Origin of the sequence: Gluconobacter sp. DsW_056 (assembly GCF_002153595.1) — a bacterium.
GTDB classification, from domain to species: Bacteria; Pseudomonadota; Alphaproteobacteria; order Acetobacterales; family Acetobacteraceae; genus Gluconobacter; species Gluconobacter albidus.
In genome coordinates this window covers 219780-245251 of sequence record NZ_JOPF01000004.1, presented here as the reverse complement: position 1 = coordinate 245251, position 25472 = coordinate 219780, and the positions used below count along the sequence as shown (strand labels likewise).

At 60.6% G+C, this 25472-nt stretch carries 26 protein-coding genes and 2 tRNA genes; 19 read left to right on the top strand and 9 right to left on the bottom strand.

Features of this window, described 5'->3' with window-relative positions:
• Positions 1-44 precede the first annotated feature (44 nt).
• Positions 45-1472 (top strand): pyridoxal-dependent decarboxylase, encoded by a 1428-nt coding sequence (locus tag HK22_RS04240; protein ID WP_086648440.1) that lies wholly within the window; start codon positions 45-47, stop codon positions 1470-1472.
• On the opposite strand, the gene HK22_RS04235 is transcribed toward HK22_RS04240, so the two are convergent.
• The 3 genes from HK22_RS04235 to HK22_RS04225 form a co-directional block, all read right to left on the bottom strand.
• The gene (locus tag HK22_RS04235) at positions 1426-3297 is read right to left on the bottom strand and encodes a cobaltochelatase CobT-related protein (RefSeq protein ID WP_086648439.1); all 1872 of its coding nucleotides are present in this window, start codon (positions 3295-3297) and stop codon (positions 1426-1428) included. The genes HK22_RS04240 and HK22_RS04235 overlap by 47 nt on opposite strands.
• 4 nt (positions 3298-3301) lie before the next feature.
• Positions 3302-4318: a cobaltochelatase subunit CobS gene (gene cobS / locus HK22_RS04230; RefSeq protein ID WP_086648438.1), complete on the bottom strand. Its 1017-nt coding sequence runs from the start codon at positions 4316-4318 to the stop codon at positions 3302-3304.
• Between the two features lie 87 nt (positions 4319-4405).
• Complete coding sequence (locus HK22_RS04225) at positions 4406-5026, bottom strand: DnaJ domain-containing protein (protein WP_062031489.1); 621 nt, start codon at positions 5024-5026, stop codon at positions 4406-4408.
• A gap of 69 nt (positions 5027-5095) precedes the next feature.
• On the opposite strand from HK22_RS04225, the gene HK22_RS04220 reads away from it, so the two are divergent.
• Both HK22_RS04220 and HK22_RS04215 read left to right on the top strand, forming a co-directional pair.
• Entirely contained in the window at positions 5096-5410 is a 315-nt protein-coding gene (locus HK22_RS04220; RefSeq protein WP_062109542.1) for a BolA family transcriptional regulator, read from the top strand.
• Positions 5407-6000, top strand: coding sequence for an outer membrane lipoprotein carrier protein LolA (locus HK22_RS04215; RefSeq protein WP_062031483.1), 594 nt, complete (start codon positions 5407-5409; stop codon positions 5998-6000). Before HK22_RS04220 ends, HK22_RS04215 begins: the two co-directional genes overlap by 4 nt.
• Here the strand turns inward: HK22_RS04215 and lipB are convergent.
• A complete protein-coding gene (gene lipB / locus HK22_RS04210) occupies positions 5981-6682 on the bottom strand; it encodes a lipoyl(octanoyl) transferase LipB (protein WP_062031478.1) in 702 nt (233 codons plus the stop codon). The two genes, HK22_RS04215 and lipB, sit on opposite strands and share 20 nt — an antisense overlap.
• 59 nt (positions 6683-6741) lie before the next feature.
• Between lipB and HK22_RS04205 the strand changes: the two genes are divergently transcribed.
• The 7 genes from HK22_RS04205 to HK22_RS04175 all read left to right on the top strand — a co-directional run bounded on the left by HK22_RS04205 (position 6742) and on the right by HK22_RS04175 (position 11105).
• Positions 6742-6827, top strand: a tRNA-Leu gene (locus tag HK22_RS04205).
• A 216-nt stretch (positions 6828-7043) separates the two neighbouring features.
• Positions 7044-7928, top strand: a complete 885-nt coding sequence (galU, locus tag HK22_RS04200; RefSeq protein ID WP_062031475.1) for a UTP--glucose-1-phosphate uridylyltransferase GalU — start codon at positions 7044-7046, stop codon at positions 7926-7928.
• A 114-nt stretch (positions 7929-8042) separates the two neighbouring features.
• Entirely contained in the window at positions 8043-8237 is a 195-nt protein-coding gene (locus HK22_RS04195) for a DUF3553 domain-containing protein (RefSeq protein ID WP_062109538.1), read from the top strand.
• Complete coding sequence (locus HK22_RS04190) at positions 8234-9013, top strand: ComF family protein (RefSeq protein WP_233142383.1); 780 nt, start codon at positions 8234-8236, stop codon at positions 9011-9013. Before HK22_RS04195 ends, HK22_RS04190 begins: the two co-directional genes overlap by 4 nt.
• A 7-nt stretch (positions 9014-9020) precedes the next feature.
• Positions 9021-9278, top strand: coding sequence for a glutaredoxin 3 (gene grxC / locus HK22_RS04185; RefSeq protein ID WP_062031468.1), 258 nt, complete (start codon positions 9021-9023; stop codon positions 9276-9278).
• Positions 9279-9761, top strand: a complete 483-nt coding sequence (locus HK22_RS04180; protein ID WP_086648437.1) for a DUF2147 domain-containing protein — start codon at positions 9279-9281, stop codon at positions 9759-9761. It begins immediately after the preceding gene.
• Positions 9762-9833: 72 nt separating this feature from the next.
• On the top strand, positions 9834-11105 hold the full coding sequence (locus HK22_RS04175; protein ID WP_062031462.1) for a lactonase family protein: 1272 nt from the start codon (positions 9834-9836) through the stop codon (positions 11103-11105).
• A 62-nt stretch (positions 11106-11167) separates the two neighbouring features.
• Here the strand turns inward: HK22_RS04175 and ubiG are convergent, their stop codons facing one another.
• Positions 11168-11923, bottom strand: coding sequence for a bifunctional 2-polyprenyl-6-hydroxyphenol methylase/3-demethylubiquinol 3-O-methyltransferase UbiG (gene ubiG / locus HK22_RS04170; RefSeq protein ID WP_086648436.1), 756 nt, complete (start codon positions 11921-11923; stop codon positions 11168-11170).
• A gap of 164 nt (positions 11924-12087) precedes the next feature.
• Here ubiG and HK22_RS04165 point away from each other — a divergent pair, with 164 nt between their 5' ends.
• The 6 genes from HK22_RS04165 to prfA all read left to right on the top strand — a co-directional run bounded on the left by HK22_RS04165 (position 12088) and on the right by prfA (position 19316).
• Positions 12088-13413 carry an aspartate kinase gene (locus HK22_RS04165; protein ID WP_086648435.1) on the top strand — a complete coding sequence of 442 codons (1326 nt, stop codon included), beginning with the start codon at positions 12088-12090 and terminating at the stop codon, positions 13411-13413.
• Positions 13410-14477, top strand: a complete 1068-nt coding sequence (locus HK22_RS04160) for a nitronate monooxygenase family protein (RefSeq protein WP_231878129.1) — start codon at positions 13410-13412, stop codon at positions 14475-14477. The genes HK22_RS04165 and HK22_RS04160 overlap by 4 nt, the downstream gene beginning before the upstream one ends.
• Before the next feature lie 14 nt (positions 14478-14491).
• Positions 14492-15766 (top strand): helix-turn-helix domain-containing protein, encoded by a 1275-nt coding sequence (locus HK22_RS04155; protein WP_086648434.1) that lies wholly within the window; start codon positions 14492-14494, stop codon positions 15764-15766.
• A gap of 91 nt (positions 15767-15857) precedes the next feature.
• Entirely contained in the window at positions 15858-17003 is a 1146-nt protein-coding gene (ispG, locus tag HK22_RS04150) for a flavodoxin-dependent (E)-4-hydroxy-3-methylbut-2-enyl-diphosphate synthase (RefSeq protein ID WP_062031453.1), read from the top strand.
• Positions 17003-18250 carry a histidine--tRNA ligase gene (gene hisS, locus HK22_RS04145; RefSeq protein WP_086648433.1) on the top strand — a complete coding sequence of 416 codons (1248 nt, stop codon included), beginning with the start codon at positions 17003-17005 and terminating at the stop codon, positions 18248-18250. The genes ispG and hisS overlap by 1 nt, the downstream gene beginning before the upstream one ends.
• A gap of 4 nt (positions 18251-18254) precedes the next feature.
• The gene (gene prfA, locus HK22_RS04140) at positions 18255-19316 is read left to right on the top strand and encodes a peptide chain release factor 1 (RefSeq protein ID WP_086648432.1); all 1062 of its coding nucleotides are present in this window, start codon (positions 18255-18257) and stop codon (positions 19314-19316) included.
• A 3-nt stretch (positions 19317-19319) separates the two neighbouring features.
• Here the strand turns inward: prfA and HK22_RS04135 are convergent, their stop codons facing one another.
• On the bottom strand, positions 19320-19790 hold the full coding sequence (locus tag HK22_RS04135) for a hypothetical protein (RefSeq protein ID WP_077802958.1): 471 nt from the start codon (positions 19788-19790) through the stop codon (positions 19320-19322).
• Positions 19791-19819: 29 nt separating this feature from the next.
• On the opposite strand from HK22_RS04135, the gene prmC reads away from it, so the two are divergent.
• Positions 19820-20665 carry a peptide chain release factor N(5)-glutamine methyltransferase gene (gene prmC / locus HK22_RS04130; protein WP_086648431.1) on the top strand — a complete coding sequence of 282 codons (846 nt, stop codon included), beginning with the start codon at positions 19820-19822 and terminating at the stop codon, positions 20663-20665.
• A 276-nt stretch (positions 20666-20941) separates the two neighbouring features.
• Complete coding sequence (locus HK22_RS04125; protein WP_062109771.1) at positions 20942-21400, top strand: DUF4167 domain-containing protein; 459 nt, start codon at positions 20942-20944, stop codon at positions 21398-21400.
• 60 nt (positions 21401-21460) lie between these two features.
• On the opposite strand, the gene HK22_RS04120 is transcribed toward HK22_RS04125, so the two are convergent.
• Complete coding sequence (locus HK22_RS04120; RefSeq protein ID WP_086648493.1) at positions 21461-22330, bottom strand: glycosyltransferase family 2 protein; 870 nt, start codon at positions 22328-22330, stop codon at positions 21461-21463.
• A gap of 75 nt (positions 22331-22405) precedes the next feature.
• A tRNA-Met gene (locus HK22_RS04115) sits at positions 22406-22480 on the bottom strand.
• 215 nt (positions 22481-22695) lie between these two features.
• On the opposite strand from HK22_RS04115, the gene HK22_RS04110 reads away from it, so the two are divergent.
• Entirely contained in the window at positions 22696-23913 is a 1218-nt protein-coding gene (locus HK22_RS04110) for a mechanosensitive ion channel family protein (protein WP_086648430.1), read from the top strand.
• Here HK22_RS04110 and HK22_RS04105 read toward each other — a convergent pair.
• Positions 23905-25446: an APC family permease gene (locus HK22_RS04105; protein ID WP_086648492.1), complete on the bottom strand. Its 1542-nt coding sequence runs from the start codon at positions 25444-25446 to the stop codon at positions 23905-23907. The genes HK22_RS04110 and HK22_RS04105 overlap by 9 nt on opposite strands.
• Positions 25447-25472 lie beyond the last annotated feature (26 nt).

Here is a 25472-nt window from a genome sequence, read left to right as displayed (position 1 = left end):
GTATCGCAGACACCTGACGGATTTCAGGTGAAGGGATATTTTTCATGGCCGGACTGGACCCCACGGACTGGCGCGGTATCCGTGAGATCGGGCATCGGATGCTGGATGAAGTTTTTGACCGCATGGAGCATATGGGCGAGGGCCCTGTCTGGCGACCGATGCCGTCTGCTGCCCGGCAGGGCCTGAAGGAAGGTCTACCGGAAAAAGGACATACCCTCGACGCTCTGTATGCCCGCTATCAGGAACTTGTCGTGCCTTATGGTGCGGGCAATACACATCCCGGGTTCATGGGGTGGGTACATGGTGCTGGCACGCCGGTCGGCATGCTCGCCGAGATGCTGGCCGGGGGGCTGAACGCCAACTGTGGTGGGCGGGACCACGCGCCGATCGAAGTCGAGCGTGAAGTGATCCGCTGGGCCCTGCAGATGGTCGGAATGCCTCAGGACGGATCGGGTTGTCTGGTGACGGGGTCGTCCATGGCCAATTTTATCAGCGTCATTACGGCGAGCCGCGCGCAGGACCTTGCGATCCGCAAAAACGGGATCGGCGGTCGCGGGCTTGTCGGCTATGCTGCAACGACCGCGCACGGATGCCTGCCGCGGGCGTTTGATCTGGCGGGGCTTGGGAGCGAGGCGCTTCGTCGGGTGCCGGTTCTGGCCGATCATCGCATGGACGTCGGGGCCTTATCCGACATGATCGCAGCGGACCGGAAAGCGGGCTTTGTGCCGTTCATGGTTGCGGGTACGGCGGGCACGGTTGATTGCGGGGCGATTGATGATCTCGTTGCGATCGAGGCTGTCGCTCATGCAGCGGGGATCTGGTTCCATGTGGATGCAGCCTTTGGAGCGCTGGCCTGTCTCTCGCCCCGTTTCAAAGAGCAGCTTTCCGGAATCGAAAAAGCGGATAGTCTGGCGTTCGACTTTCATAAATGGGCGCAGGTTCCTTACGACGCCGGCTGCGTGTTGGTGCGCGACAGCCATAAGCATGCTGCGGCTTTTGCGCAGTCCCTCGATTATCTCGTGCGTGAAGAGCGCGGGCTTGCCGCAGGAGCCCCATGGTTCTGCGATTTTGGCCCGGATCTGTCGCGTGGGTTTCGGGCACTCAAGGTCTGGATGACGCTGGGCCATTACGGGTCCGAGCGTATGGGAGACATGGTCGAGACATGCTGCGATGTCGCGGCTGATCTGTCGCAGCGCGTAGAACGGACCGAAGGATTGGCTCTACTGGCACCTGTGACGCTGAATATCGTCTGTTTCGGACTCGACGGTCTGGAAGATGTTGAAGTCTCGGAACTGGTGCAGGATCTGCATGAAAGCGGGATCGCTGCGCCGTCCACGACAAGGATCAATGGTCGGCTGGCGGTGCGGGCGGCGATCGTCAATCACCGGACCACGACCGCCCATACCGACCGGATGCTGGACGCCGTTATCGCGCTGCGCGACGACCGGTTGAAGGCGCAAACAGCGCGCTGAGCTGTGCCATCATGGTTCCGCCGAGGTCCTCGGCGGAGCTGATGGTGACGCTGTTGCGGTAATAGCGCGTCACGTCATGTCCGATGCCGATGGCCAGAAGCTCCGTGCCACGGTCCGCTTCGATCCGAGCAATCACCTGTCTGAGATGGTCTTCCAGATAGTTGTGCGGATTGGCCGAGAACGTACTGTCATCAACCGGCGCGCCATCTGAAATCACCATCAGGATATGGCGGTGCTCCGAACGGCGGCGCAGGCGCTTCCAGGCCCAGAGCAGGGCTTCGCCGTCGATGTTTTCCTTCAGAAGCCCGTCCCGCAGCATCAGGCCCAGATTACGCCGGGCCCGCCGCAGAGGCGTGTCCGCGTCCTTGTAAATGATGTGGCGCAGATCGTTCAGTCGTCCCGGCTGGGCTGTACGACCGCTCTTGAGCCAGCGTTCACGGCTCTGTCCGCCTTTCCACTGCCGTGTGGTGAAGCCGAGAACCTCGACCTTCACGCCACAGCGTTCGAGCGTCCGGGCCAGAATATCGCCGCAGATGGCTGCCGTTCCGATAGGGCGGCCACGCATGGAGCCTGAATTGTCGATCAGGAGGGTGACAACCGTATCGCGGAACTCGGTCTCGCATTCATGCTTGCACGATAGCGGGAGGGTCGGGTTCGTCACGACGCGCGAAAGGCGCCCGGCGTCGAGAATGCCCTCTTCCTGCTCGAACTCCCAGCGGCGCTGCTGCTGCGCCATGAGGCGGCGTTGCAGTCGGTGTGCGAGGCGCGACACAAGTCCATGAAGCTGGGACATCTGCTGATCGAGCTTCTGGCGCAGGCGGTCCAGCTCATCCGGATCGCACAGATCGGACGCATTCACTTCCTCGTCGAAATCCGTGGTGTACGCCTTGTAGGTGTTTGGCGCTTCGGACGGACCTGTGTCTGCCTGCTGCTCCGAAGGGCCAGCAGCTTCTTCCGTGCCATCTTCCGACATTTCAGCGGCGTCCGTAGCCTCGCTTTCTCCAGAAAGGCCGGTTTCGCCACTTTCGGGCTGGTAGCCGTCTTCTTCTTCCGTCGCGGCGGGAGCCTGCTGATCCTGCCCTTCGGTTTCCGGAGCATCGCCCTCGGTTGTCTCTTCCTCATCGGAGGGCAGATCGGACGGTGCGGTCTGCTCCTCGTCTTCATCAGGGACGGTCGTGAGTTGGCACGCTCCGAGGAAGCGGGTTGTGGCGCGGGCGAAGGCTGTCTGATCGCTCTGGGTGCGTGCCATGTCGGCAAGAGCGGCCTTTGCCGCAGGCGTCAGGGTCGCGCGCCATTCATCGAGCGCGGGCCCGGCCTGAACCGGCATCGAATGGCCACTCATGGCTTCACGCGCGAGAAGATCCAGCGCCACGGGGGCTGGCATGTCTTCGCGGGTCTTCATGCGGTTGCAGCCGATTTCGGCGCAATGCTGGGCGAGTTTCTGCTCCAGATTGGCGCGGACACCCGCCATGTGGCGGGAGCCGTAAACTTCACAACGCGCCTGTTCCAGCGCATCGAAAGCCTGCCGGGCTACAGGTTCAACTGGTGCGTTTGCGTTTCTGTCCGCATGATACCGCATCCGCAGTGCAGCGGCGTCCGCAGCCCCCCGGATCTTGCGGATTTCCCAGTCGTGCATATGGCGCGACAGATAGGGAAGCTCCACGTTTCCGGCTTCTGGTGCTGCCTTGCGGTTTCCGCTGACGGCACCCTGAAAATCCACGCCCTGTTCCGGGGCGCCACCCATGGCGCGCAGGGTAGCGATGGTGGCCTGACGGAAGCGTTCCTGCCGTTCTTCGTCGGTGAGGGAAGTCTGGGGAGCGGACAAGGGATCAGGCCAGCGGCGAGGTGTTGAAGCAGCGCTGATAGTATTCCGCCACAATTCCGCGCTCGGCTTCGTCACATTTGTTGAGGAAGGTCAGGCGGAAAGAAAACGCCACGTCATTGAAAATACGATTGTTTTCCGCCCATGCGATGACAGCCCGCGGGGACATGACCGTGGAAATGTCACCGGCCATGAAGCCGGAGCGCGTGAGGTTTGCCAGTGCAACCATGCGTTCCACGAGTGTCGTGGCGTCCGTATCCTCTGCCGGGATCTTCAGTTTGGATGTGACGATGCCAACTTCCTGTTCCAGCGGCAGATAGTTCAGTGTGGCGACGATGTTCCAGCGGTCCATCTGGCCCTGATTGATTTGCTGGGTGCCGTGATACAGACCGGTCGTATCGCCCAGTCCGACTGTGTTGGCGGTGGCGAACAGACGGAAGGCAGGGTTCGGACGGATGACGCGGTTCTGGTCCAGAAGGGTCAGCTGGCCTTCGGCTTCCAGCACGCGCTGGATGACGAACATTACGTCCGGGCGACCCGCGTCATACTCGTCAAAGATCAGGGCGCAGGGATGCTGGAGACACCAGGGCAGCAGACCCTCGCGGAATTCCGTGACCTGCTTGCCGTCCTTGAGCACGATGGCGTCCTTGCCGATCAGGTCGATCCGCGAGACGTGACTGTCCAGATTGATGCGGACGCAGGGCCAGTTCAGGCGTGCTGCGATCTGCTCGATGTGGGACGATTTGCCCGTACCGTGAAAGCCCTGAACCATGACGCGGCGGTTAAAGGCGAACCCGGCCAGAATTGCGCGAGTCGTGTCTTCGTCGAACTTGTAGGACGGGTCGATGTCGGGGACGTGTTCCGTACGGACGGAATACGCCGGAACCTGCATGTCCGTGCGGATGCCAAACATTTCCGCCGAGGAGACCATGAGGTCCGGCGCGCCGAGAACGCTGGTCGGGACCGAGGCATTTTCAGCGGTGGTCACGGCTTCCGGGGTGTCAATCGTCGCGAAATCACTCATGGGACTGTCAGGCTTTCGTTGGATCTTTGAATACAGGACGTTCTGGAGAAGATGGAGCCTCGGCGCCCTCTGTTCCAGTCTAAAAATTCAGGAAACGAAATCGTCCTGACGCGTGAAATGGACTTTGAGCGCGGCGTAGGCCGAACCGATGGCTTTGAACCGCTCTTCGGATTTCTCATCGCCGATATTGGCATCGGGATGATGCTGACGGGCGAGAGCACGGTAACGGCTTTTCACGTCATCGAAAGAAACGGGCCATGTCAGGTCCAGTGTGGCGAGCGGCTGTCGCAGAGGCTCGGGAATACCGGCGGCCTGGGCGGACGCGCGCTGTCTTGCCGCGTCTTTTGCACGTTCCGCACGGCTGTGACGGGTCGCACCGAGGATGTCGAGCGGATCAATGACGTCGTCCTCGTTGAACTCCGCCTTGTTGGCCGTGCCGGTGCCCAGCTTCCACGAAGGCCGCTGCCATGAAACATCGGCCCGCAGATGCGCTTCGATCTGGCCCGGGGTCATGCCGCGATAGAAGTCCCAGCGGGAGTTGTATTCACGCACATGCTCAAGACAGAACCAGAAATACGAGCGCAGGGCATCACGCCCGCGCGGCGCCCGATAGCCGGCAGGTTCGTTGCAGCCCGGATGGTCACAGACCTGTTCCGGCGCGTCAGGATCGGGATCAAAGGCCCGGTGTCTGGTGGATTTGCGCTGCATGGTGTCTGATATGGGCAATCACCGCCGCCCGATGCAAGCGGCCATTCCTCAAGCCGGACGATTTTCATCATGTCTGAAACAGCTTCACACCCTTCCGCACAGCCCTCCAGCCGACGCGAACGGATTGCGATCCTCCTGCAGCAGGGACTGGCACCCACAAATCTCGAAATCCATGATGACAGCGCCCGCCATGCCCATCATGCCGGAGCCAAGGCTCTGGGGGGGGGAGGCGAAACGCATTTCAATATCGCCATTACGAGCGCGCGTTTTGATGGACTGAACCGGGTAGCGCGGCACCGGCTGGTCAATGACCTGCTGGCGGAGGAGTTCCGCTCCGGGCTGCATGCGCTGTCACTTGTCCTGCATGGAGAACAGACCCCATGAAACGCGCTCTTCTCGTTCTGATGCTGCTTTCGGGCTGCGCAACCAGCGGATATGATCGTCTTCCCAAAGCCGACCAGAATGATGTGCATCGCATCGAAGCCTATCTGAACGGCATCCAGGGATTGCAGGCCGCTTTTGTTCAGCATGGACCGGACGCAGGCGAAAGCGGCGGCCGCTTTTCGTATATTCCGGGCCATCTGAGGCTGGATTACGTCGTACCCCACCCAATGGAACTCGTGGCCGGGGAAGGGCATCTCGTTCTGGACGATCAGGGAACGGGTGCTGTCACGCATCTGTCGCTACGGCATAATCCACTTGGGTTGCTGTTGAAGCACCCGATCCGCTTTGATGGTGACATCCAGGTCACGGATGTGCGGCATGGGAACGGATCGCTCCAGATTTCCGTGGCACAGGCCGATAATCCTTCGCAGGGCCTGCTGACGCTCCAGTTTTCGGACGTGAACGGTCAGCTCAGCCTGATCGGGTTGCAGGGCGTGGATGCCCGGCAGCATCATTTCGGCGTTCTGCTTTCGGATGTGAAGCAGGGGGTGGTGATCGTCCCCTCCGTTTTCACGCCTCCTGCGGGATAGAACCGAAGCGCTCTGGCCATGCGGCGGTCAGCGCGTCATCCAGATCCTTCATTGTCAGACTGCTGTCGAATCGCTGAAGGCTGGTGACGCCGAATTCGCGGATGCCGCACGGTACGATTCCGTCGAAGTCGTTCAGGTCAGGGCTGACATTGATCGAAACGCCATGCCAACTCACCCAGCGGCTGACACGGATACCCAGAGCGCCGATCTTGGCTTCAAGTCCGCTCAGCGGATCAATCGTCCAGACACCGATCCGGCCCTCACGGGTAAAGGCCGTTACGCCAAGCCGGGCGAGGGCGTCGATCATCCAGCCCTCCAGACCCGCCACGAACGCCCGCAGATCGCGGGGAGGGACGGTACCGTTCGGCTTCGTCAGATCCATCATCACATAACCAAGCCTCTGGCCCGGTCCATGATAGGTCCATTGCCCTCCGCGTCCCGCATCATAGGTCGGATAGCCGTGGGGATTGTAGAGATCGGCGTCCTTGGCTGACGTTCCGGCCGTAAAAACGGGTGGATGTTCCACAATCCAGACCAGCGGGTCGGATGTTCCCTGATGAATCGCGCGTGCGCGCTCCTCCATGAACGCCAGCGCATCTGGGTAGGGTGTCAGTCCCGGAGAGGACGTCCACAAAATTTCTTCACAAATCTCGTCTCGGGTCATTGCCCTCGTATCAGTCATCGGCTATAGCCCCTCCCACACCGGACGGTCATGCACCAAGCAGGATCGTTTGTCACGGGGCGGCCGTGGCGGAATGGTAGACGCGCAAGCTTGAGGTGCTTGTGGGGGCAACCCCGTGGAAGTTCGAGTCTTCTCGGCCGCACCACTGACATTCAGATGTCGGTGTATCCCAAAAAAATAGCGATCCCTGAACTGATTATTTTCTCCCTCAAAGGGGAGAAAGATTTTATTAAGGTTCCAATAGTCTGTGCCATCTTGTTGCCAGACTATTAAGACAGGGGTATTCCTCGTTCATCCTTGAAGAACGTCTGGGCTTCCGTTCGGCAGTCGGGCGTCCATCTCGTCTGATGTGTGAGGTTTCGTGATCAAGCCACTGAAAAAAGCTGTCCTTCCCGTTGCCGGACTCGGTACGCGGTTTCTGCCCGCGACGAAGGCCATGCCGAAGGAAATGCTTCCTGTCGTCGACAAGCCTCTGATCCAGTACGCGATCGACGAAGCTCGTGAAGCCGGCATCGAAGAATTCTGTCTTGTTACCGGACGTGGCAAGGACAGCCTGATCGATTATTTCGATATTGCTTACGAGCTCGAGGCGACGCTCAAGGAGCGTGGCAAGAAGAGCGCGCTTGAAGCGCTTGCTCCGAGCAGCGTGCAGGCCGGGTCTCTCGTAGCTGTGCGTCAGCAGGAGCCGCTAGGCCTGGGGCATGCAATCTGGTGCGCCCGCTCCTTCATCGGCGATGATCCGTTTGCGATCCTGCTGCCAGACGATATCGTCAAAGGACGCAGTTGCATTGGCCAGCTGGTCGAAGCCTACAACAAGACCGGTGGTAATGTGGTCGCCGTGACGGAAGTGCCGCGCGAGCACACGAACCGTTACGGCATCCTTGATGTTGGCAGCGACGACGGAAAGCTGGTGGAAGTGAAGGGGCTGGTTGAAAAGCCTGCTCCGGAAGATGCTCCATCGAACCTGTCCATTATCGGACGTTACGTGCTGACGCCGGACGTCATGAAGTACCTGGCGAAGCTAGAGCGTGGCGCAGGCAACGAAGTCCAGCTCACGGATGCGATGGCCAAAACGATCGGTGAAGTGCCGTTCCACGGTCTGCGCTACGAAGGCACCCGTTATGACTGTGGCGACAAGGCCGGCTTCCTTGAGGCACAGATCGCGTTCTCGATCGACCGCGAGGATCTTGGATCGTCGGTGAAGGCGTTCCTCAAAAAGTACAAGCAGTACACGGAAGCGCCCTGATTCCTCTCAGGCACGATTTGATCCGGTTGTCCTGCAAGGTATGCTCTTTGCAGGACAGCGGACAAAAGACCACATCCGGTCAGGGCAGGCCCTGCGGCAAGGAGGCTGGCAAGCATGTCAGTAAGCGGGCCGTTTCAGTCCTTTCTTGAGCCGGGGCAGATTGTCCTGCATCCTGATTACCCGGACTGGGGCTGGGGGCAGGTGCAGTCTGCGGTGGGCGAGCGGGTGACGGTCAATTTCCAGCATCAGGGCAAAGTCTTGATTGATGCATCACGCGTTACGCTCAGACTGCTGCCGAAATCACGATGATGCTGACAGGTGGCCTTGTCGCCCGTAGCGTTCGCACGCTTTTCAATACTCTCCTTCCTCCCGTCTGTGCGGCCTGTGGCACGGAAGTCATGACCGAGGGGGCTTTTTGCGGCACGTGCTTCAAAACTGCTCACCGGATTGTTTCCCCCCACTGTGATCGCTGTGGCGTCCCGCTGGAAAACGAGGGTTTGGGGGGCACGCAGAACTGCTGCGCCGCCTGTCAGGCTCATCCTCCTGTCTGGCGTTCCGCCCGGGCCGCGTTTGTTTATGACGCTTGGTCCCGACGCCTGATCCTGCCTCTGAAATATTCCGACCATACTGAAAATGCTGCGGTTCTGGCACAGCATATGGCTGCTGCGGCCGAAGATTTACTCGGGAAAGCAACGCTTGTCGTTCCCGTTCCGCTGTATCGTACCCGGTTGTGGAAACGGCGTTACAATCAGGCCGGTCTGATGGCGCAGGGTCTAGGCCGGCTCGCGGGGCTGCCCTGTGCTGTGGATGCCCTTCAGCGCGTCCGTCCCACAAAAGCGCTGGCCCGCCTGTTCGCCGCAGAGCGCGAGCGGGAGATGGCGCAGGCAATCCGGATCAGAAAAGGGCGGGACGCCCGGATACGGGGACAGGCTGTTCTGCTGGTGGATGACGTGCTGACAACAGGCTCCACGGCAACTGCCTGTACGCTGGCTTTGATGAAGGCCGGTGCGGCGAGCGTGGATATTTTGGTTGCAGCCCGGACCGGTAGAGTGGATGAACAGAACCCGCACTTTGTCCAGGAATGAGAATCCTATGTCGAAAATCGAGATTTTTACCCAGCCTGGATGCCCTTACTGTGTGCATGCCGTCAGTCTTCTTCGCTCCAAGGGCGTGACGTTTCAGGAAATCAACGCCCCGCACGGATCCGTCGAACGTGAGGAGTCCATCCGTCGTTCGGGGCGTCGCACGGTGCCCCAGACGTTTGTTGACGGAGAGTCTCTCGGAGGTTGCGATGACCTGATGGCGCTTGATCGCGCCGGGCGGCTTGATGCCCTGCTGGGCACCGTCTGAATGCGCGGTGCGGGCCTTTTCGCGGCTTTCCTGATGGCTGTGCTGTCACTTTCAGGTGTCCGGGCCCAGTCCCCCGGTCCGACGGATGCTCTGCCGCAGAATATTCCCGAGCAGGGCTTGTGGCTGTCGGAAGGGCATGACGGGCTTTTTTCGATCCAGCCCTGCGGTCATGCGCTCTGCGGGCAGCTGATTGGCATGGCCTATGACGGGGAAATGCCGAAGGACGTCTGGGGACGCTCGCAATGCGGTATCCGCATGCTGACAGACTTTGTCCCAATCGAGGATCGCAAGTGGCAGGGCCATATTCTTGATCCAAGAACCGGACGGGTCTATCAGGCGCGGATATGGGTTTCTCAACCCAATGTTCTGAAGCTGCGCGGATTCGTTCTGGGAATGCCCCTTCTGGGTGAAACCCAGATATGGAGCCGCTACACTGGTCCGCCCGTCGGGCCACAATGCAAGCTGCCGAAAGACGCGCGCTAGGCCTGTTGCCGGGAAACCTGCATCATGGCCCGGGCGTTATCCCCGCCATACTGAAAGGAATGCAGACCCATCATGTCCCACCCTGTCTCCCGCCGCAGCTTTGCGGCCGGACTGGTTGCCGGTGTTGCGGCTGCCGGTACTGGTGTTGCTGGTGCCGCCGATCCTGAAAAGACCGTTCCAACACCGCCTCCGCCACCCAAGCCGGTTTCGAAAACGATCTGCTTTGTCGGCGGATATACGAAACACGGACCTCCAGGGGGCGGAACCGGAAACGGGCAGGGCATCTCTGTTTTCGACATGGACCGCGATACGGGCGTTCTGACGCCGATCACGACGTTCACGGATATTGCCAGTCCGTCCTTTCTGACGATCTCGAAAGACCAGCGCTTCCTCTATGCGCTTAGCGAAATCGACGATTTCAACAAGGATGGTGACGGGTCCGTTACGGCGTTTGCGATCGACCCCAAGACGGGTTCACTGCGCAAGCTGAATGTCGTCAGCTCGATGGGGGCTGTTCCGGCCTATGTAAGCATCCATCATTCAGGCCGGTATGTGCTGGTGGCCAACTATGTGGGCGGCAACGTCGCGGTTCTGCCCATCCGTTCGGACGGGTCTCTTGGGGAGGCATCGGATGTCGTGCACAACACGGGGCCGCGCCAGCCGGAGCGCGCCGCGGATAATCCGCAGGGTAATTTTGCCGTCTCCGATCATTCGGGCTCGCATCCCCACATGATCCATTCCGATCCGAGTGGCAAATTCGTGCTGGCCGATGATGCGGGCCTGGACAGGGTGTATGTCTGGACGCTGAACATCGACACTGGCAAGCTGATCCCGGCCAAGACGCCGTATTACGACATGGAACCGGGGTCGGCGCCGCGCCACTTCCAGTTCAACCATTCCGGCCGGATCCTGTACAATCTGTGTGAACAGGATTCGAAAGTCGTTGTTTCCAATTTCGATCCGGTCACCGGCGCGATCAGCAATATCCAGACGGTCAGCACGGTCACGTCGCATTTCCGCGGCTCGACGCTTGCGGCCGAAATCCTGATCTCGGCCAGCGGCAAGTTCGTTTACGTCTCCAACCGGCTGGGCGACTCCCTGGCCGTGTTCGCCATCGGTACCGATGGAACGCTCACGCTTCAGGACGAAGTCTGGATGCATGCGGATTACGGTCGGGCCCTGATGTTCGATCCGTCCGGAACGTTCCTGTTCTGCGCCAACCAGCGCTCTGATGCGGTGACGTCCTTCAAGGTGGACAAGAAAACGGGTGAAATTGCCTTTACGAACAATTTCACGCCGGTGGGAAGCCCGACAACCTTCGCGTTCATGAACACGCAGGTCTGACGGATCGGTTTTCTAGCAAAGGCGGTTGCGACGGGGTACTCCGCTGCAACCGCCTTTTTTGTTCAGTCCTTACGGAAGATCGCGATGTAGTTGATGCCGGTGTCACGGCTTTCGCGCCATTTGAACGGCACATAGCTCATACCCGCGATATCAAGCAGGCGCAGGCCAGCCTGTCGGGCCATGGCGGCCAGTTCGTCCGGCTTGATGAATTTCTTCCAGTCATGCGTGCCGACGGGCAGCATTCGCAGCAGATATTCCGCGCCGAGCTTGGCGACGGCAAAAGAGCGCGGCGTGCGGTTCAGTGTGGACACCGCAACCATGCCGCCCGGCTTCGTCAGGGTCGCCAGCATGGTCAGGAAGTCCTGGGGATCGTTGACGTGCTCGATGACTTCAAGCGCATTGACGACGTCAAAGCGCGCACTTTCCGCAACAAGGTCTTCCGCACTGCCATTGCGATAGGACAGGGGGGCGGCTTCGGGCGGCAAGGGATGTTCGGCCAGATGCGCCTGTGCCGCATGGATGCCGGGGGCGCTGGCATCGATTCCAAGTGTCTTGAATCCGAGTTTGGCATAAGCCTCGCTGGCCAGCCCCGCGCCACAGCCGATATCAAGCAGGCTCAGAGGCCCGGCGGATGCCTTGCGCAGGGGAGCCACATGCCGGCTGACCCATTCGGTCCGCAGGGGGTTCATGGCATGAAGCGGGGCCATCGGGCCGCGCGGATTCCACCAGTCTTCTGCCAGTGCGCTGAAATGGGCAATTTCGGATTCCGAAACGGATGAACGTCTGAAATCCTGTCCCCGGGATGTTTCTGTGGGCATCAGAACTGTCCTTCTGTGTGCCTGTCTGCCGTGCGTCATCTGGACGTGGCGGAGCGAGACGAGTATGTGGACCGGCAGAGTCTGTTCAGGCGCCGGGTGTTTTGCGTTACCCGATGCCAGACCCGAGCGCGCAACGCCAGACACGTACTGGAGCCTTATCCGCGATGTCCATGCCCGATACTCCCGTCCACGACCAGCTTTCCGGTCGTGCCGATCCTCATGCCGCCATGACTGGCGAAATTGGGAAACGGAAGACGGTTGTCATGAAATTTGGCGGCACATCCGTCGGAAATATCGAGCGTATCCGGAACGTTGCAAAACGCGTGAAGGCGGAACATGATCGCGGTCGCCGCGTGGCGGTCGTTGTGTCGGCGATGGCTGGCGTGACAAACCGGATGGTCGGATACTGTGCGGAACTCGATCCGCTGGCCGATCCGAAGGAATATGATGCCGTGGTTGCGGCAGGCGAACAGGTGACAAGCGGACTTGTCTCCATCGCGCTTCAGGCGCTCGGTGTGAAGGCGCGGTCCTTTCAGGGCTGGCAGATCCCGCTTGTGACGGATGACGCCCACGGCAAGGCTGCCATTGAGAGCGTGGACGGGGCGGCGCTGCTGGCCTGTCTGGATGACGGCGTCGTGCCGGTTGTCGCAGGCTTTCAGGGCGTAGGGCCGGATGGACGGATCGCAACGCTAGGGCGCGGTGGGTCGGATACATCCGCCGTGGCCGTCGCAGCTGCCATCCATGCCGATCAGTGTGATATCTATACCGATGTTGACGGGATCTACACGACCGATCCGCGCATCGTGAAACGCGCCAAGAAGCTGGATCGCATCACCTATGAAGAGATGCTTGAACTGGCTTCCGTAGGCGCCAAGGTACTTCAGACCCGCAGTGTCGGCCTCGCCATGCGCGAGAATGTCCGGGTGCGGGTGCTGTCATCATTCGCCGAGACGGATGACGACAGTGGTTCGATTGTTGTTGATGAGGACGAGATCATGGAGAAGGAACTGGTTGCGGGGATTGCCAACTCGCATGACGAAGCGAAAATCTCCGTGCGGAACATTCCGGACCGTCCGGGCATTGCTGCTGCGATTTTTGATCCGCTGGCGGCCGCGAACATCAATGTCGACATGATCGTCCAGAGCGTCGGCGTGGACAATCTGACGAACATGACCTTCACGGTCAGCAAGGCCGACGAGGCTGCTGCCCGCTCTGTGCTGGAGAAAGCTCGCGAATACGTCCAGTATGGCGAGCTGATCACGTCCCATAACGTGGTGAAGATCAGTGTCGTGGGCATCGGCATGCGCTCCAATGCCGGTCTGGCCGCGCGGATGTTCCGCACGCTTGCCGATCGGGGCATCAACGTGCAGGTCATCTCCACGAGCGAAATCAAGATCTCCGTATTGATCGATTCCGAATATACGGAACTGGCCATGCGCGCACTGCACACGGCTTACGGCCTTGATGCCAAAGAGGAAGCTGACGCGTGAGCGAAACCCTGAGCCAAACCCGGAGCGAGACCCTGGACGCCCGCGCGACGCTGGACCGGCTGTGGAAGCCAGGCTGTGACTTCCTGGGCAGTGAGGTCGCGATCCTCGGCGGCGCTATGTCCTGGGTTAGTGAGCGGCATCTCGTGTCCGCCATTTCCAATGCTGGCGGGTTTGGTGTCATTGCCTGTGGCGCGATGTCGCCCGAGCGTCTGGAAGAGGAAATTGTTGCCACGCAGGCAATGACGCAGCGCCCGTTCGGCGTGAACCTTATCACCATGCACCCCGAGCTGGACCGTCTCGTAGATGTCTGTCTGGCGCACAACGTCTCCCACATCGTGCTGGCAGGCGGGGTGCCGAACAGCGCCACGATCCGCAAGGTCCGTGATGGCGGAGCGCGGGCGATCGGTTTTGCTCCAGCTCTGGCGCTGGGCAAGCGGCTGGTGCGGATGGGGATCGAGGCTCTCGTGATCGAAGGTTCGGAAGCGGGTGGTCATGTCGGGCCGGTGTCGCTGACGGTTCTGGCTCAGGAAATCCTGCCCCATATCCGCGATGTGCCTGTGTTCGTTGCCGGTGGCCTGGGGCGGGGTGATGCGGTTCTGTCCTATCTGGAGCAGGGAGCTGCTGGTGCGCAGCTCGGAACGCTGTTTGCGGCATCCGAAGAGAGCATCGCGCATGAAAACTTCAAAAAGGCTTTCCTCCGCGCCAATGCCCGCGATGCCGTGACGACCGTGCAACTCGACGAGCTGTTCCCGGTCATTCCGGTGCGCGGCCTGTCGAATGAAGGTGGCCGCCGTTATGCTCGCCTTCAGGGTGAGGCGCTCCAGAAGTTCCAGAGCGGCGAACTGACCAAGGAAGAAGCCCAACTCTCGATCGAGCATTACTGGGCTGGTGCGTTGCGTCGTGCCGTTATCGAGGGTGACGTGGAAACGGGTTCCGTCATGGCCGGCCAGTCGGTTGGCATGGTCAAGGAAATCCGTCCGGTCGCCGACATTCTCGCAACGCTGGTGCAGCAGGCCGTTGATGCCATAAAGCAGCGTGAAACCCGTATTCACGCTTCCAGCTAACGGATTGTCCGGTCATGTCCTCTCCGTCCTCCAGCCGCCCGTTGTCGCCGCCTTCCGACCAACCCAGTGTCGGAAAGGTGCTGCGCGAGCGTCGTGAGGAACTGGGCTGGCAGCTTGAGGACGTGGCGGAATGGCTGCGAATCCGCCCGAAACTTCTGGCGGCTCTTGAGGCGGACGATCTGTCGGGCCTGCCAGGTGTGGCGTATGCGGTAGGCTTTCTTCGGACCTATGCGCATGCCATGCAGCTTGATGCGAATGCGCTGGTCGAGCGTTTCCGGCGCGATACGCGTGGGGCCGTGACGCGCAAAACGGAACTGGTTTTCCCGCAACCCGAAGGGGACCGGGGCCTGCCAGTTGGTGTTCTGGTTGGCGCCGGACTTGTGGTTGTGGTTGCGGCATATGTCGGCTGGTATCGCTTTACGGCACATGATACCCCGGCCCAGCGACAGGTTCCGGCCGTTGCAGAACTGATGCCGGGCGCGGCAACCCCTGCCACGACCTCTCCGCAGGTCGCCTCCGTCATGCCGGGACGTGCACCAACGCCGGAGCCTCACGCTCCGGCTGTCGCGTCGTCAGCCCCTGTGGGGGCATCCGCAGTTTCCGGTCTGGCGCAGACGGCTCCGGCTCCGCAAAGTCAGCCTGCGCCTGTTCCTGAACAGGCTGCACCACTGGCTCCCTCTTCTGACGAAGATGATACGACTGTCCCGCCGCCGGCTGGTACAGTTGCGCCTGAGACCGTGGCGCCTGAAAAGATCCCAACAGCCGGACAGCCCGCCACGGACCTGCCTCCGGCTGTTCCCGAAGGGGCCGTTGTCGTGCGGGCGCTGTCCCAGGTCTGGACGCAGGTCCGGGACAAGGACGGACATGTCCTGATCTCGCGCGTGATGCAGCCGGGCGAAAGCTGGCAGGGTGATCCGGCAGGCGCGCCTTTCCACATGTCGTTCGGCAATGCGGGCGGTGTGGTCCTGACCACGGCGGGGGCGACCAGTGCGCCTCTGGGCCGGGAAGGGCAGGTCCGCCGCAATGTGGAAGTGACAGCAGACGCCATCCGCTCCGGCTCTTTCGGATCGGGTGTAGCCCTACCGGTTCAGCCCAGTTCCCCGGCACCAGCTCCGGCCACAGGGGGCACCACGGCCACACCGGCGGTGGCGCCCCCTGTGGCTGCCAAACCGGCCTCTGCACCTGTTCCGCACAAAGCCCCGCCGCCGGAGCACGACGTTTCGGCCGATGACCTGAATGCCCGGCAGCTTGAACATCAGCCGCTGGAACAATCGTCGCCACCGCATTAAACCCTTATATCCGTCAGGGGGGCTCACTGCCCCTGAATACAGCCCCCTGCGTTAGAGCTTCCGGTTTCCACCGGGCACGAAGAGGTAAATCATGAGCAGCTACCGTCCGTATCAGCACATCGAACGTCGCAAGTCGCGCCAGATCCATGTCGGCAAGGTCGCGGTCGGTGGTGATGCCCCGATTTCCGTGCAGACCATGACCAACACCCTGACGTCTGACGCACAGGCCACAATCGACCAGATCCGTCTGTCCGAACTGGCCGGCGTGGACATCGTCCGCGTGTCCTGTCCGGACGAGGCCAGCACCGAGGCTCTGGCGGAGATCGTGCGCGAAGTGAACGTCCCCATCGTTGCGGACATCCACTTCCACTACAAGCGCGCCATCGAGGCAGCCAAGGCCGGTGCTGCGTGCCTGCGAATCAATCCGGGCAATATCGGCAGCGCCGAGCGCGTGCGTGAAGTCGTCAACGCCGCCAAGGATTATGGCTGTTCCATCCGGATCGGCGTGAACGCCGGTTCGCTGGAAAAGCACCTGCTTGAAAAATACGGTGAGCCCAACCCCGAGGCTCTGGTCGAGAGCGCTCTGGAACACGCGAAGATCCTGCAGGATCACGATTTCCACGAGTTCAAGATCAGCGTGAAGGCTTCCGACGTGTTCATGGCAGTTGCAGCCTATCAGCAGCTTGCGGATTGCTGTGATCACCCGCTGCATATCGGCATCACCGAGGCAGGCTCCAAGCGTGCGGGCACCGTGAAGTCGTCCATCGGTCTGGGCAATCTGCTCTGGGCCGGCGTGGGCGACACGATGCGCGTCTCGCTTTCCGCCGCGCCGGAAGAGGAAGTGCTGGTCGGCTGGGATATCCTGAAGTCCCTCGGCCTGCGTCATCGCGGTGTGAAGATCATTTCCTGCCCGTCCTGTGCCCGTCAGGGCTTCAATGTCGTCGAGACAGTCCAGACGCTGGAAGATCGCCTTCAGCACATCAAGACGCCGCTGACGCTGTCCATCATCGGCTGCGTGGTGAATGGCCCGGGTGAGGCACTGATGACCGATCTCGGCGTGACCGGTGGCGGCAATGGCCGTCACATGGTCTATGCGGCCGGTCGTCAGGATCACACGATGCCGGGTGGCGACATGATCGAGCATATCGTGGACCTCGTGGAAAAGAAGGTCGCAGACATCGAGGCGGGCAAGGTCGAGGCCTCAACGGCCAAGCAGATGGACCCGGCAGCGCACTGATGTCCGGACTTCAGCCCCCCCGCGGAACCCACGATCTCATTGGCGACACCATGCGCCGTCACCACCATGTCGTGGAGACGGCGCGCCGGGTTCTGCGGACCTATGGTTTCGAGGAATGGAGCACGCCTATCTTCGAGGACACGCGCGTCTTTTCGCGTACGCTCGGCGAGACATCCGATGTCGTGTCCAAGGAGATGTACACGTTCGAGGATCGCGGTGGTGAGAGCATCACCCTGCGTCCCGAGGGCACGGCGGCGATCTGCCGCGCGCTCGTCACGAATGGCCTGACGCAGTCCCTGCCGCAGAAGGTGTTCTATCACGGGCCGATGTTCCGCTACGAACGCCCGCAGAAGGGGCGTTACCGCCAGTTTCACCAGATCGGTGCCGAACTGATCGGTGCGGAAAGTCCGCTGCGCGATGCCGAGACGATCGCCATGGCCCAGGACATCCTGCGCGAACTGGGTCTGGGCGATCACGTCACGCTGGAACTCAACACGCTCGGAGATCTAGCGAGCCGTCAGGCCTGGCGTGAGGCTCTGGTGGCGTATTTCCGAGATCATGCCGATGCGCTGTCGGAAGAAAGCCGGGTCCGGCTCGAAGCCAATCCGCTGCGGATTTTGGACAGCAAGTCCGAGCAGGACCGCAAACTGCTCGACGACGCCCCGGCATTCGCGGACTATCTGAACGATGAATCCCGCCAGTTCTGGGACACGCTGCGCTCCAGCCTTCAGGCCTTCGGCGTGGATTTCGTTGAGAACCCGCGCATCGTCCGTGGGCTTGATTACTACAGCCATACGGCCTTTGAGTTCGTGACCTCGAAGCTTGGTGCTCAGGGCACCGTGCTGGCTGGTGGGCGGTATGAAGGTCTTGTGGAGCAGATGGGCGGTCCGGCTATACCCGCGATCGGCTGGGCTGGCGGGATCGAACGTCTGGCGATGCTGCTGGACTCTGTGCCTGAACTTCCTGCCGGAATTGCACTGGTCCCGATGGGAGACGAGGCTGTTCTCAAAGCCGCGTCGCTCGCGCGCGCGCTGCGTTCGGCCGGGCTACGGGCCGAAATCGAGACCCGTGGCAACATGAAGAAGCGGATGGAGCGGGTGGTGAAATCCGGCGTATCGCATGCCGTCGTTCTGGGCGATGAAGAAATTGCCAAAGACGTCGTGCAGCTTCGGGATCTGTCCAGCCGCGAGCAGCAGGAAGTTCCGTTTGCGGATCTGGTGCGTGTTCTGAGCGCAGGACGCGCCTGAGCACATGGCGTTTGATGACAGGCTTGAGCGGATTGTCGCGCGTTCGGAGGAAGTTCAGGCCCTGATGTCTTCCGGCGATCTGATGGGTGAGGATTTCACCCGTCTGTCGCAGGAATATGCCGAACTGGAGCCGGTGGTCGCGTCCATTCAGGCCTGGAAAAGCGCTGAGGAACAGAAAGCGGGGGCGCAGGCCCTGCTTGACGATCCGGAAATGCGCGAGCTGGCGCAGATGGAGCTGGCAGAGATCGAGGCGACTTTGCCCGATCTCCAGCACTCTCTGCGTCTGGCGCTTCTGCCGAAAGATGCGGCAGATGAGCGCAGCGCCATTCTCGAAATCCGGCCGGCCGCTGGCGGAGACGAAGCCGGACTGTTCGCGGCCGAACTCTTCGATGCCTATCGCCGCTTTTCCGAGCAGAATGGCTGGCGTTTCGAGGTCATGGAATATTCCGAAAATGAAGTCGCAGGCCTCAAGGAAGGTATGGCGACCATTTCAGGCCGCTCGGTTTTTGCCCGTCTGAAGTACGAATCCGGTGTGCATCGCGTTCAGCGTGTTCCGGCAACGGAAAGTCAGGGCCGTATCCATACCTCGACCGTGACTGTCGCCGTGCTGCCGGAAGCCGAAGATGTCGATGTCACGATCAATGACGACGATCTGCGGATTGACGTCTATCGCGCCTCTGGGGCGGGCGGCCAGCACGTTAACAAGACCGAGAGCGCGGTCCGCGTGACCCACATGCCCAGCGGCATTGTGGTGGCGATGCAGGAAGAGAAGAGCCAGCACAAAAACAAGGCCAAGGCCATGAAGATCCTGCGCGCCCGGCTCTATGAGCGCGAACGCGCGCAGCTTCATGCTACGCGGGCTGCGGACCGGAAATCACAGGTCGGGACCGGCGACCGTTCGGAGCGCATCCGTACGTATAACTTCCCACAGGGCCGCGTGACGGACCACCGGATCAACCTGACGCTCTATAAGATCGACCGGATCATGGGCGGCGAATTCGACGAGATCATCGACGCCCTGACGCGGGAAGAGCAGACCGAACTGCTCGCCGCTGCAGGGTTCTGAAACTCAGGTGTTCGGTGTGGCGCAGACGGCAGCGCGCCCATGCCGGTGCGTTGCAACGGCGGCATCGTCATAATCGACCAGAAAGAAATCGGTGAAATTGTTAGTCCCCACGGCATCAAGCGAATGGCCTTCCGGGTGGTGAAGCTGGCCTTCGCTGCTCACCTGATGGGTTTCCTGATGGCCGTTTCGCACAATGGTGATTTCCCCGCACAGGGCGTAATCCACATCTGAGCGGCCGACCGGAAGCGCGATCGTCTGCGTCTCATGTGCCTTGGATAACCCGAGTCTGAACGTTGCAACCAGATTGCCATCCAGATAGAGGCGCGAGACTTCTGAAATTTCTTCAGGCGCACGCTCGTCCGTTACCGTAAAAGACGGGGGTAGTTCCCGCGACAGGTCTGACTGTGCCTGAACGGGTGTGAGGGTGCAGCCAAGCAGCAGAGCGGAAAAGAGGAGCGCACGTTTGGACTTCATGACACCAACTATAGCAGGTTCGCTTTAAGATGATGCCCAAAGATGATCTTTTGCGCGAGGCCTCACAGGCACTGGAGAAGGCCGGGATCGAAGATGCGCGCCGCGAGGCGCGGCTTCTGCTGGGCTGGGCGACAGGCCGGGATCTGGGCGGACTGCTGTCTCTGGATGCTGTGGATGCGTCACAGAAAGCGCGATTCGCAGACGCCCTGAAGCGCAGACTGGGGCGGGAGCCACTGGCGTTCATCACGGGCGAGACGGGATTCTGGACGCTGGATCTGGAGACGGGGCGTGACACGTTGATCCCGCGCGCCGACAGCGAGACGCTGATCGAAGCGCTGCTGGATATCAGGCCGGATCGCAAGGCGTCGCTGTCCGTTCTGGATCTGGGGACCGGAACGGGCTGTCTGCTGCTCGCAGCCCTGTCTGAATATCCGCAGGCGACAGGCGTGGGTGTCGATCTTTCTCCTCAGGCCGCGGCTCTGGCGCGGCGGAACTCCAGGCGTACGGGGCTTGGGAACCGGAGTGTCTTTCTGGCCGGAAGCTGGGCAGACGCGCTGAACGCCCGGTTCGATATCGTGTTGTCCAACCCGCCTTATATTGAGAGCGGAGATCTGTCGGGGCTGATGCCTGAAGTCGTGCGGTATGAACCCGCGCGGGCACTGGATGGTGGGGTGGACGGGCTTGAAGCGTATCGTGTCCTGTGCGCAGCCCTGCCGGATCTTCTGGTGCCGGGAGGGTATGCGATCCTTGAGATGGGGGTCGGACAGATCGACGACGTCTCCGCACTGGGGGTGCAGAACGGTCTGCGGGAAGTGGCGCGCCGAAAGGATCTTGGCGGCGTGGAAAGAGCGCTCGTCCTGCAATTACCCAGATAAGGACGCAGTCAGGAGCGTCAGATGACGAAAAACCGTTGGCTTGACTGACGGAACTTGGTATGGCTAAAGCCAATGCATGCGATCTGAAAGTGCTTTACAGGCACTCTCAAGCGTATCTTTGCCCATCGTTCATGTCATCCTGCACTGACGATGGAAGACTGGCTGAGCCGGGTTCAGCCATAGCGGAACAGACAGACGTCTTTTTCGATAGCGGCGGTCGGAACTTTCTGCGGTTGCAGAACGGTCCACGTCATCATGAAAGTGCATCACGGGTCGATGAATATGAAGCGCATAAGAGGCCGGCATCATCGTGCGGGCAGTGGGCCGTCACGCAGCAGCAGTGCCCAGACACCTCTGAACCGCAACCATGTGTTTGACAGTAACGGGCCTGATCTGAGGGTCCGTGGTACGGCGCAGCAGCTGTTCGAGAAGTATCTCCAGCTCGGCCGCGACGCAACCGGAACTGGCGACCGCATTCTTGCAGAAGCCTATTTCCAGCACGCGGAGCATTATTTCCGTATTCTCAACGCCATGAATCAGGCGGCCGAGAAAAGCCAGCAGGAACGCACCGAGCGTCAGCAGCAGCGGCAGCGGGCCTATGAGGACCGTCGTGAACCGCGCGGTGAACGGGGCGAGGATGAGGCTCCGTCATCCGAGCAGGAGGCGGACTATGCTTCGGAGCGCCCCTCCGAGGAAAACCATGATCGCCGTGCAGCGGAAGTGGAAGCAGAGTAAGGCTTTCAGTTTTCAGCGCATAAAAAAAACCGGCTCCTTACGGGCTGGTTTTTTTATGCCTCAGACACGTCCCACAAAGCGGTCGGGCAGGCGCCAGAGCTCTGTCCCGCTCAGATGCAGGTCAAGGCGGTAGAGGTCGTGCAGGCGTGTCTGGGCGCTGTCCTCAACCTGCTGCCGCCAGTGCGTGAGGCGCTCGTCCCGGTTGTCGAGCGTGCTTTCCGTTCTGGGCAGCCCCGCCATTGCGAGCAGCATGTTTTTCCAGTCCGTGTTTCCGAGACGCTGATGGCGTCCGACATCTTCCGAGACCCAGGGCTGCCTGCGGGTCCGCTCCAGCCGTGTCAGGCCTGAGCCCAGATCGGCATAACGCAGATGGAAGAGAAAAAGGGGAGCGGCGAGACTGGGAACGGCTTCTTCGCAGCAGTGGAAACCGGGAGCCCATGTGATGGGAATTCGGGTCAGGACCGGTTTGCACATCGCGCTCGAAAAGCGGAGATGGCGGCGTTGCAGGGAGAGGGGGCGGCTGTAGTCGAACGGGCCTTCCTCATCTGGAAGGTGGATGACGTCAAAGCCGGTCGCCGTGACCACGGGACTTCGGTTCAGCCGCGCGAATTCCGTCAGGGACGGAACGAATGCCGGGTCCGCGAGGAGAATTTCGTCCACATCCGTATAGATGACGCTGTCATACCATTCGAGCAGACTGTCGCAGAATTTCCCGATGGCCCGGGTGCGGCGCTCATCGTCCTGGGGGGAGCGGGGAATCCGGACGACACTCACCTGTCCCAGATGGGCCGTACATCCGTCATCGGAGCCGTGATCAATGACGTAACAGGCGCTTTCCCCAACCTGTGCGCCATAATGACGCCGCCAGACCTGAAGATGCTCGGGCTCGTTGTATACCATGGTCACGACAGCGAGGGGCTTTTTGATCATGCCCCGCAGAATACAGGAAACAGACCTGCACAATAGAGACCGGTCACGACGATTTTTTATTTTTGGAAGAAAGAATGGTAGCGGTGGACGGATTTGAACCGCCGACCAAGGGATTATGATTCCCCTGCTCTACCACTGAGCTACACCGCCATCCTGCCGGTCGAACCGGCGTTGTGGCGGGGTTTTAAGGGGGATCTTTCCGGGTGTCAACACGTTAGGTTCAGGAAAATAGGACGTAAAATAAGATGTTTTTTACGGGTCGCATTCCTGCGGCTGCCCGTGGCATTTGAGGTATCACGGTTTTCCAATCAATCCGGCCTTCGGGGCGTTCTCAATTTCTCTCAATGCAAGGAGTCTTTCATCTGGTGACGCAACACTTCGTCAGCACCCTGTTTGCCATAAGATCCTATTTCACCTGGCTTCCGGCTTCTGTCGTCTCGGTGCTGATGCTTGTGATGGTGGGGGTGCTGGCGTTCTATTGCGGCAATCTTGTCACGACACAGCTTCTGAAAATTCCGGGATCGCGCAAGGCCGCGCTGATCCGGCGCATCGTCTCGTCCCTGCGCAGGCCAACGCGGCTGATGGTCGCTTTGTTGGCCATGCTGTCCGCACTCCCGGCGGCGACGGGTTTTACGGCGACGCAGGAAGAGGATCTTCAGCTTTTTTTCCTGTTCCTGCTGATCCTGACATTCGGATTTTCAGCGATCATGGTCTTCCGGATCATGACGGAGGTTTATCTCAACCGTCTGGCTGCGAGGGAAGAGACCGACGACATCATGATCCGTTCGCACCAGACGCAGATCCGTGTTCTGCGGCGTCTGACGGAGATTCTGGTGGGGATCGTGACGGTGGCATCGGCCCTGATGCTGTTCCCGTCCGTCAAGCAATACGGACTGTCACTGTTCGCTTCGGCGGGAGCGGCGTCCCTGATCGTCGGCCTGTCGGCACGTGGACTTCTGACAAACCTGATCGCAGGCGTACAGATCGCACTGACACAGCCGATCCGCATGGAGGACCTGATCATCATCAATGGTGACTGGTGCTGGGTGGAGGAAATCAACGCGACCTATGTGGTGCTGCGCGTCTGGGACTGGCGGCGGCATATCGTACCGATCTCGTATTTTCTGGAGAACCAGTTCGAGAACTGGACGCATAATTCCGCAGCCATCATTGGCGTTGTGTTTCTATGGGTCGATTATCAGGCGCCGATGGACAAGATCCGCGAGATGCTGAACGAGATCGTGCGGGGCTGTCCGTTATGGGACGGGCGCGTGTTTGATGTGCAGGTGGCAGACTGCGACGCGCATGTCATGTCCATCCGTATCATCGCGAGTGCGCGGACGGCGCTTCAGAGCTGGGATCTGCGGTGCGATATCCGGGAGAAAATTATTGCACGGATCCGTGATGAATGCCCCGAAGCATTGCCGCGTTCGCGTTTTTCCATGATGCCTCCAGGCGCAGGTGGTCAGGAACCGTGGGAGCGGATGGCGCCTCCGATCGGGCGCCCGCAACCGGGAAGCTATATGGGCCCGAGTATGGGGCCAGGAATGGGCCCCGGTAGTGCGTCAATGTCCTCAGACTGAGCGCAGCTCCGGGCGCATTTTCGAGTGTCTGCGTCCATAAAAAACGTAAGTGGCGATCCCGAGCGTCAGATAGGTCACCAGAAGGATGAGCGGAACAGGGTTTCCGCTGCTGACGGCATGGATCATGTCCGAAACCAGTGGAATGGTCATGACCAGACAGAACAGGATCCCAAGCGCAGGCGTGGTGCCGATCCAGATTCCCCGGATACGGATGCCGCCCAGTGGAACGCTGAAAGGACGGACGATATCGGGGCGTGTGTTGCGCTGCCAGATGACCGTGAAACAGACAATTCCGAAAGCAGCGGCCGTACCGATAGAAACGAGGTCGCTGATGATGTCGATCGGCAGTGTCGCAGTGATGAGCGCCACCACAAGGCCGAGCACGATCGTGCCGATCCACGGTGTGCGGAACTGCGGATGAATGACGCAGAACATCTGCGGGATCAGGCCGTCACGACTGATGGTCAACAGAACGCGCGACTGGGCGTACATCAGGCCCATGAGAACAGAGCAGAGGCCAATTGTCGCACCGACATTAACCAGCAGAGCCAGCCAGGGCGTATGCATGATCTTCACGGCAATGGCGAGCGGGTCGGGAACATCCAGTTCGCGATAGGGCACGATGCCGAGCAGGACAGTCGCGACGATCATGTAAACGACCGTGCAGATCACCAGACTGCCGATGATGCCGATCGGGACGTCACGCGTTGGGTTGCGGGCTTCCGCAGAGGCCGTGGAGACGGCTTCGAACCCGACATAGGCAAAGAAGATAACCGATGCCGCACGGAAGATGCCGCGCACGCCATAATGAAATCCGCCTTCGCTGGGGGGAATGAACGGATGCCAGTTTGCCGGATTGATGGCACCGATACCGAACGCCACGAAGACGAACAGAACGCCGACCTTGAGTGCCACGATCATGGTGTTGATGCGCGCGGATTCCTCAACGCCACGGACCAGCAGTGCGGTTACAAGTAGTGTTGCCCCAAAACCGATCAGGTCAAACCGCCATCCGGCACTGATCTGTGCACCGGCCGTGCCCGCGACAGGCTGGAGTGTGGCGTGGGTCAGGGCCGCAGGGATGTGCAGTCCGGTGATGCCCAGAAGGGAACTGGCATAGCCCGAAAGACCGGCGGCAACGGCGGAACATGAGATGCCGTACTCCAGAAGCAGCAGCCAGCCCACCATCCACGCCACTTTCTCGCCCATCGAGATATAGGCGTAGGAGTAGGCCGATCCCGAGACAGGCAGGGTCGAAGACAGCTCGCCGTAGGAAAACGCCGTGAACAGGCAGGCGAGGGCGGCGATGATGAAAGAGATCAGGACGGACGGACCGGCATATTCGGCAGCGGCCGTGCCGGTCATGACATAGATGCCAGCGCCGATCGTGGATCCGACGCCAAGAATGACCAGTTGGGTCGCCGTCAGGCTGCGCTTGAGGCCGTTCGTATCGTTTTCGAACAGGACCTGTTCAAGGGTCTTCCGGCGACCTGATCCGGAAACGTCAGGAGGAGATTGTATCGAAGCTGGCATGATCCGCAATGTGCCGCGAAAAACGG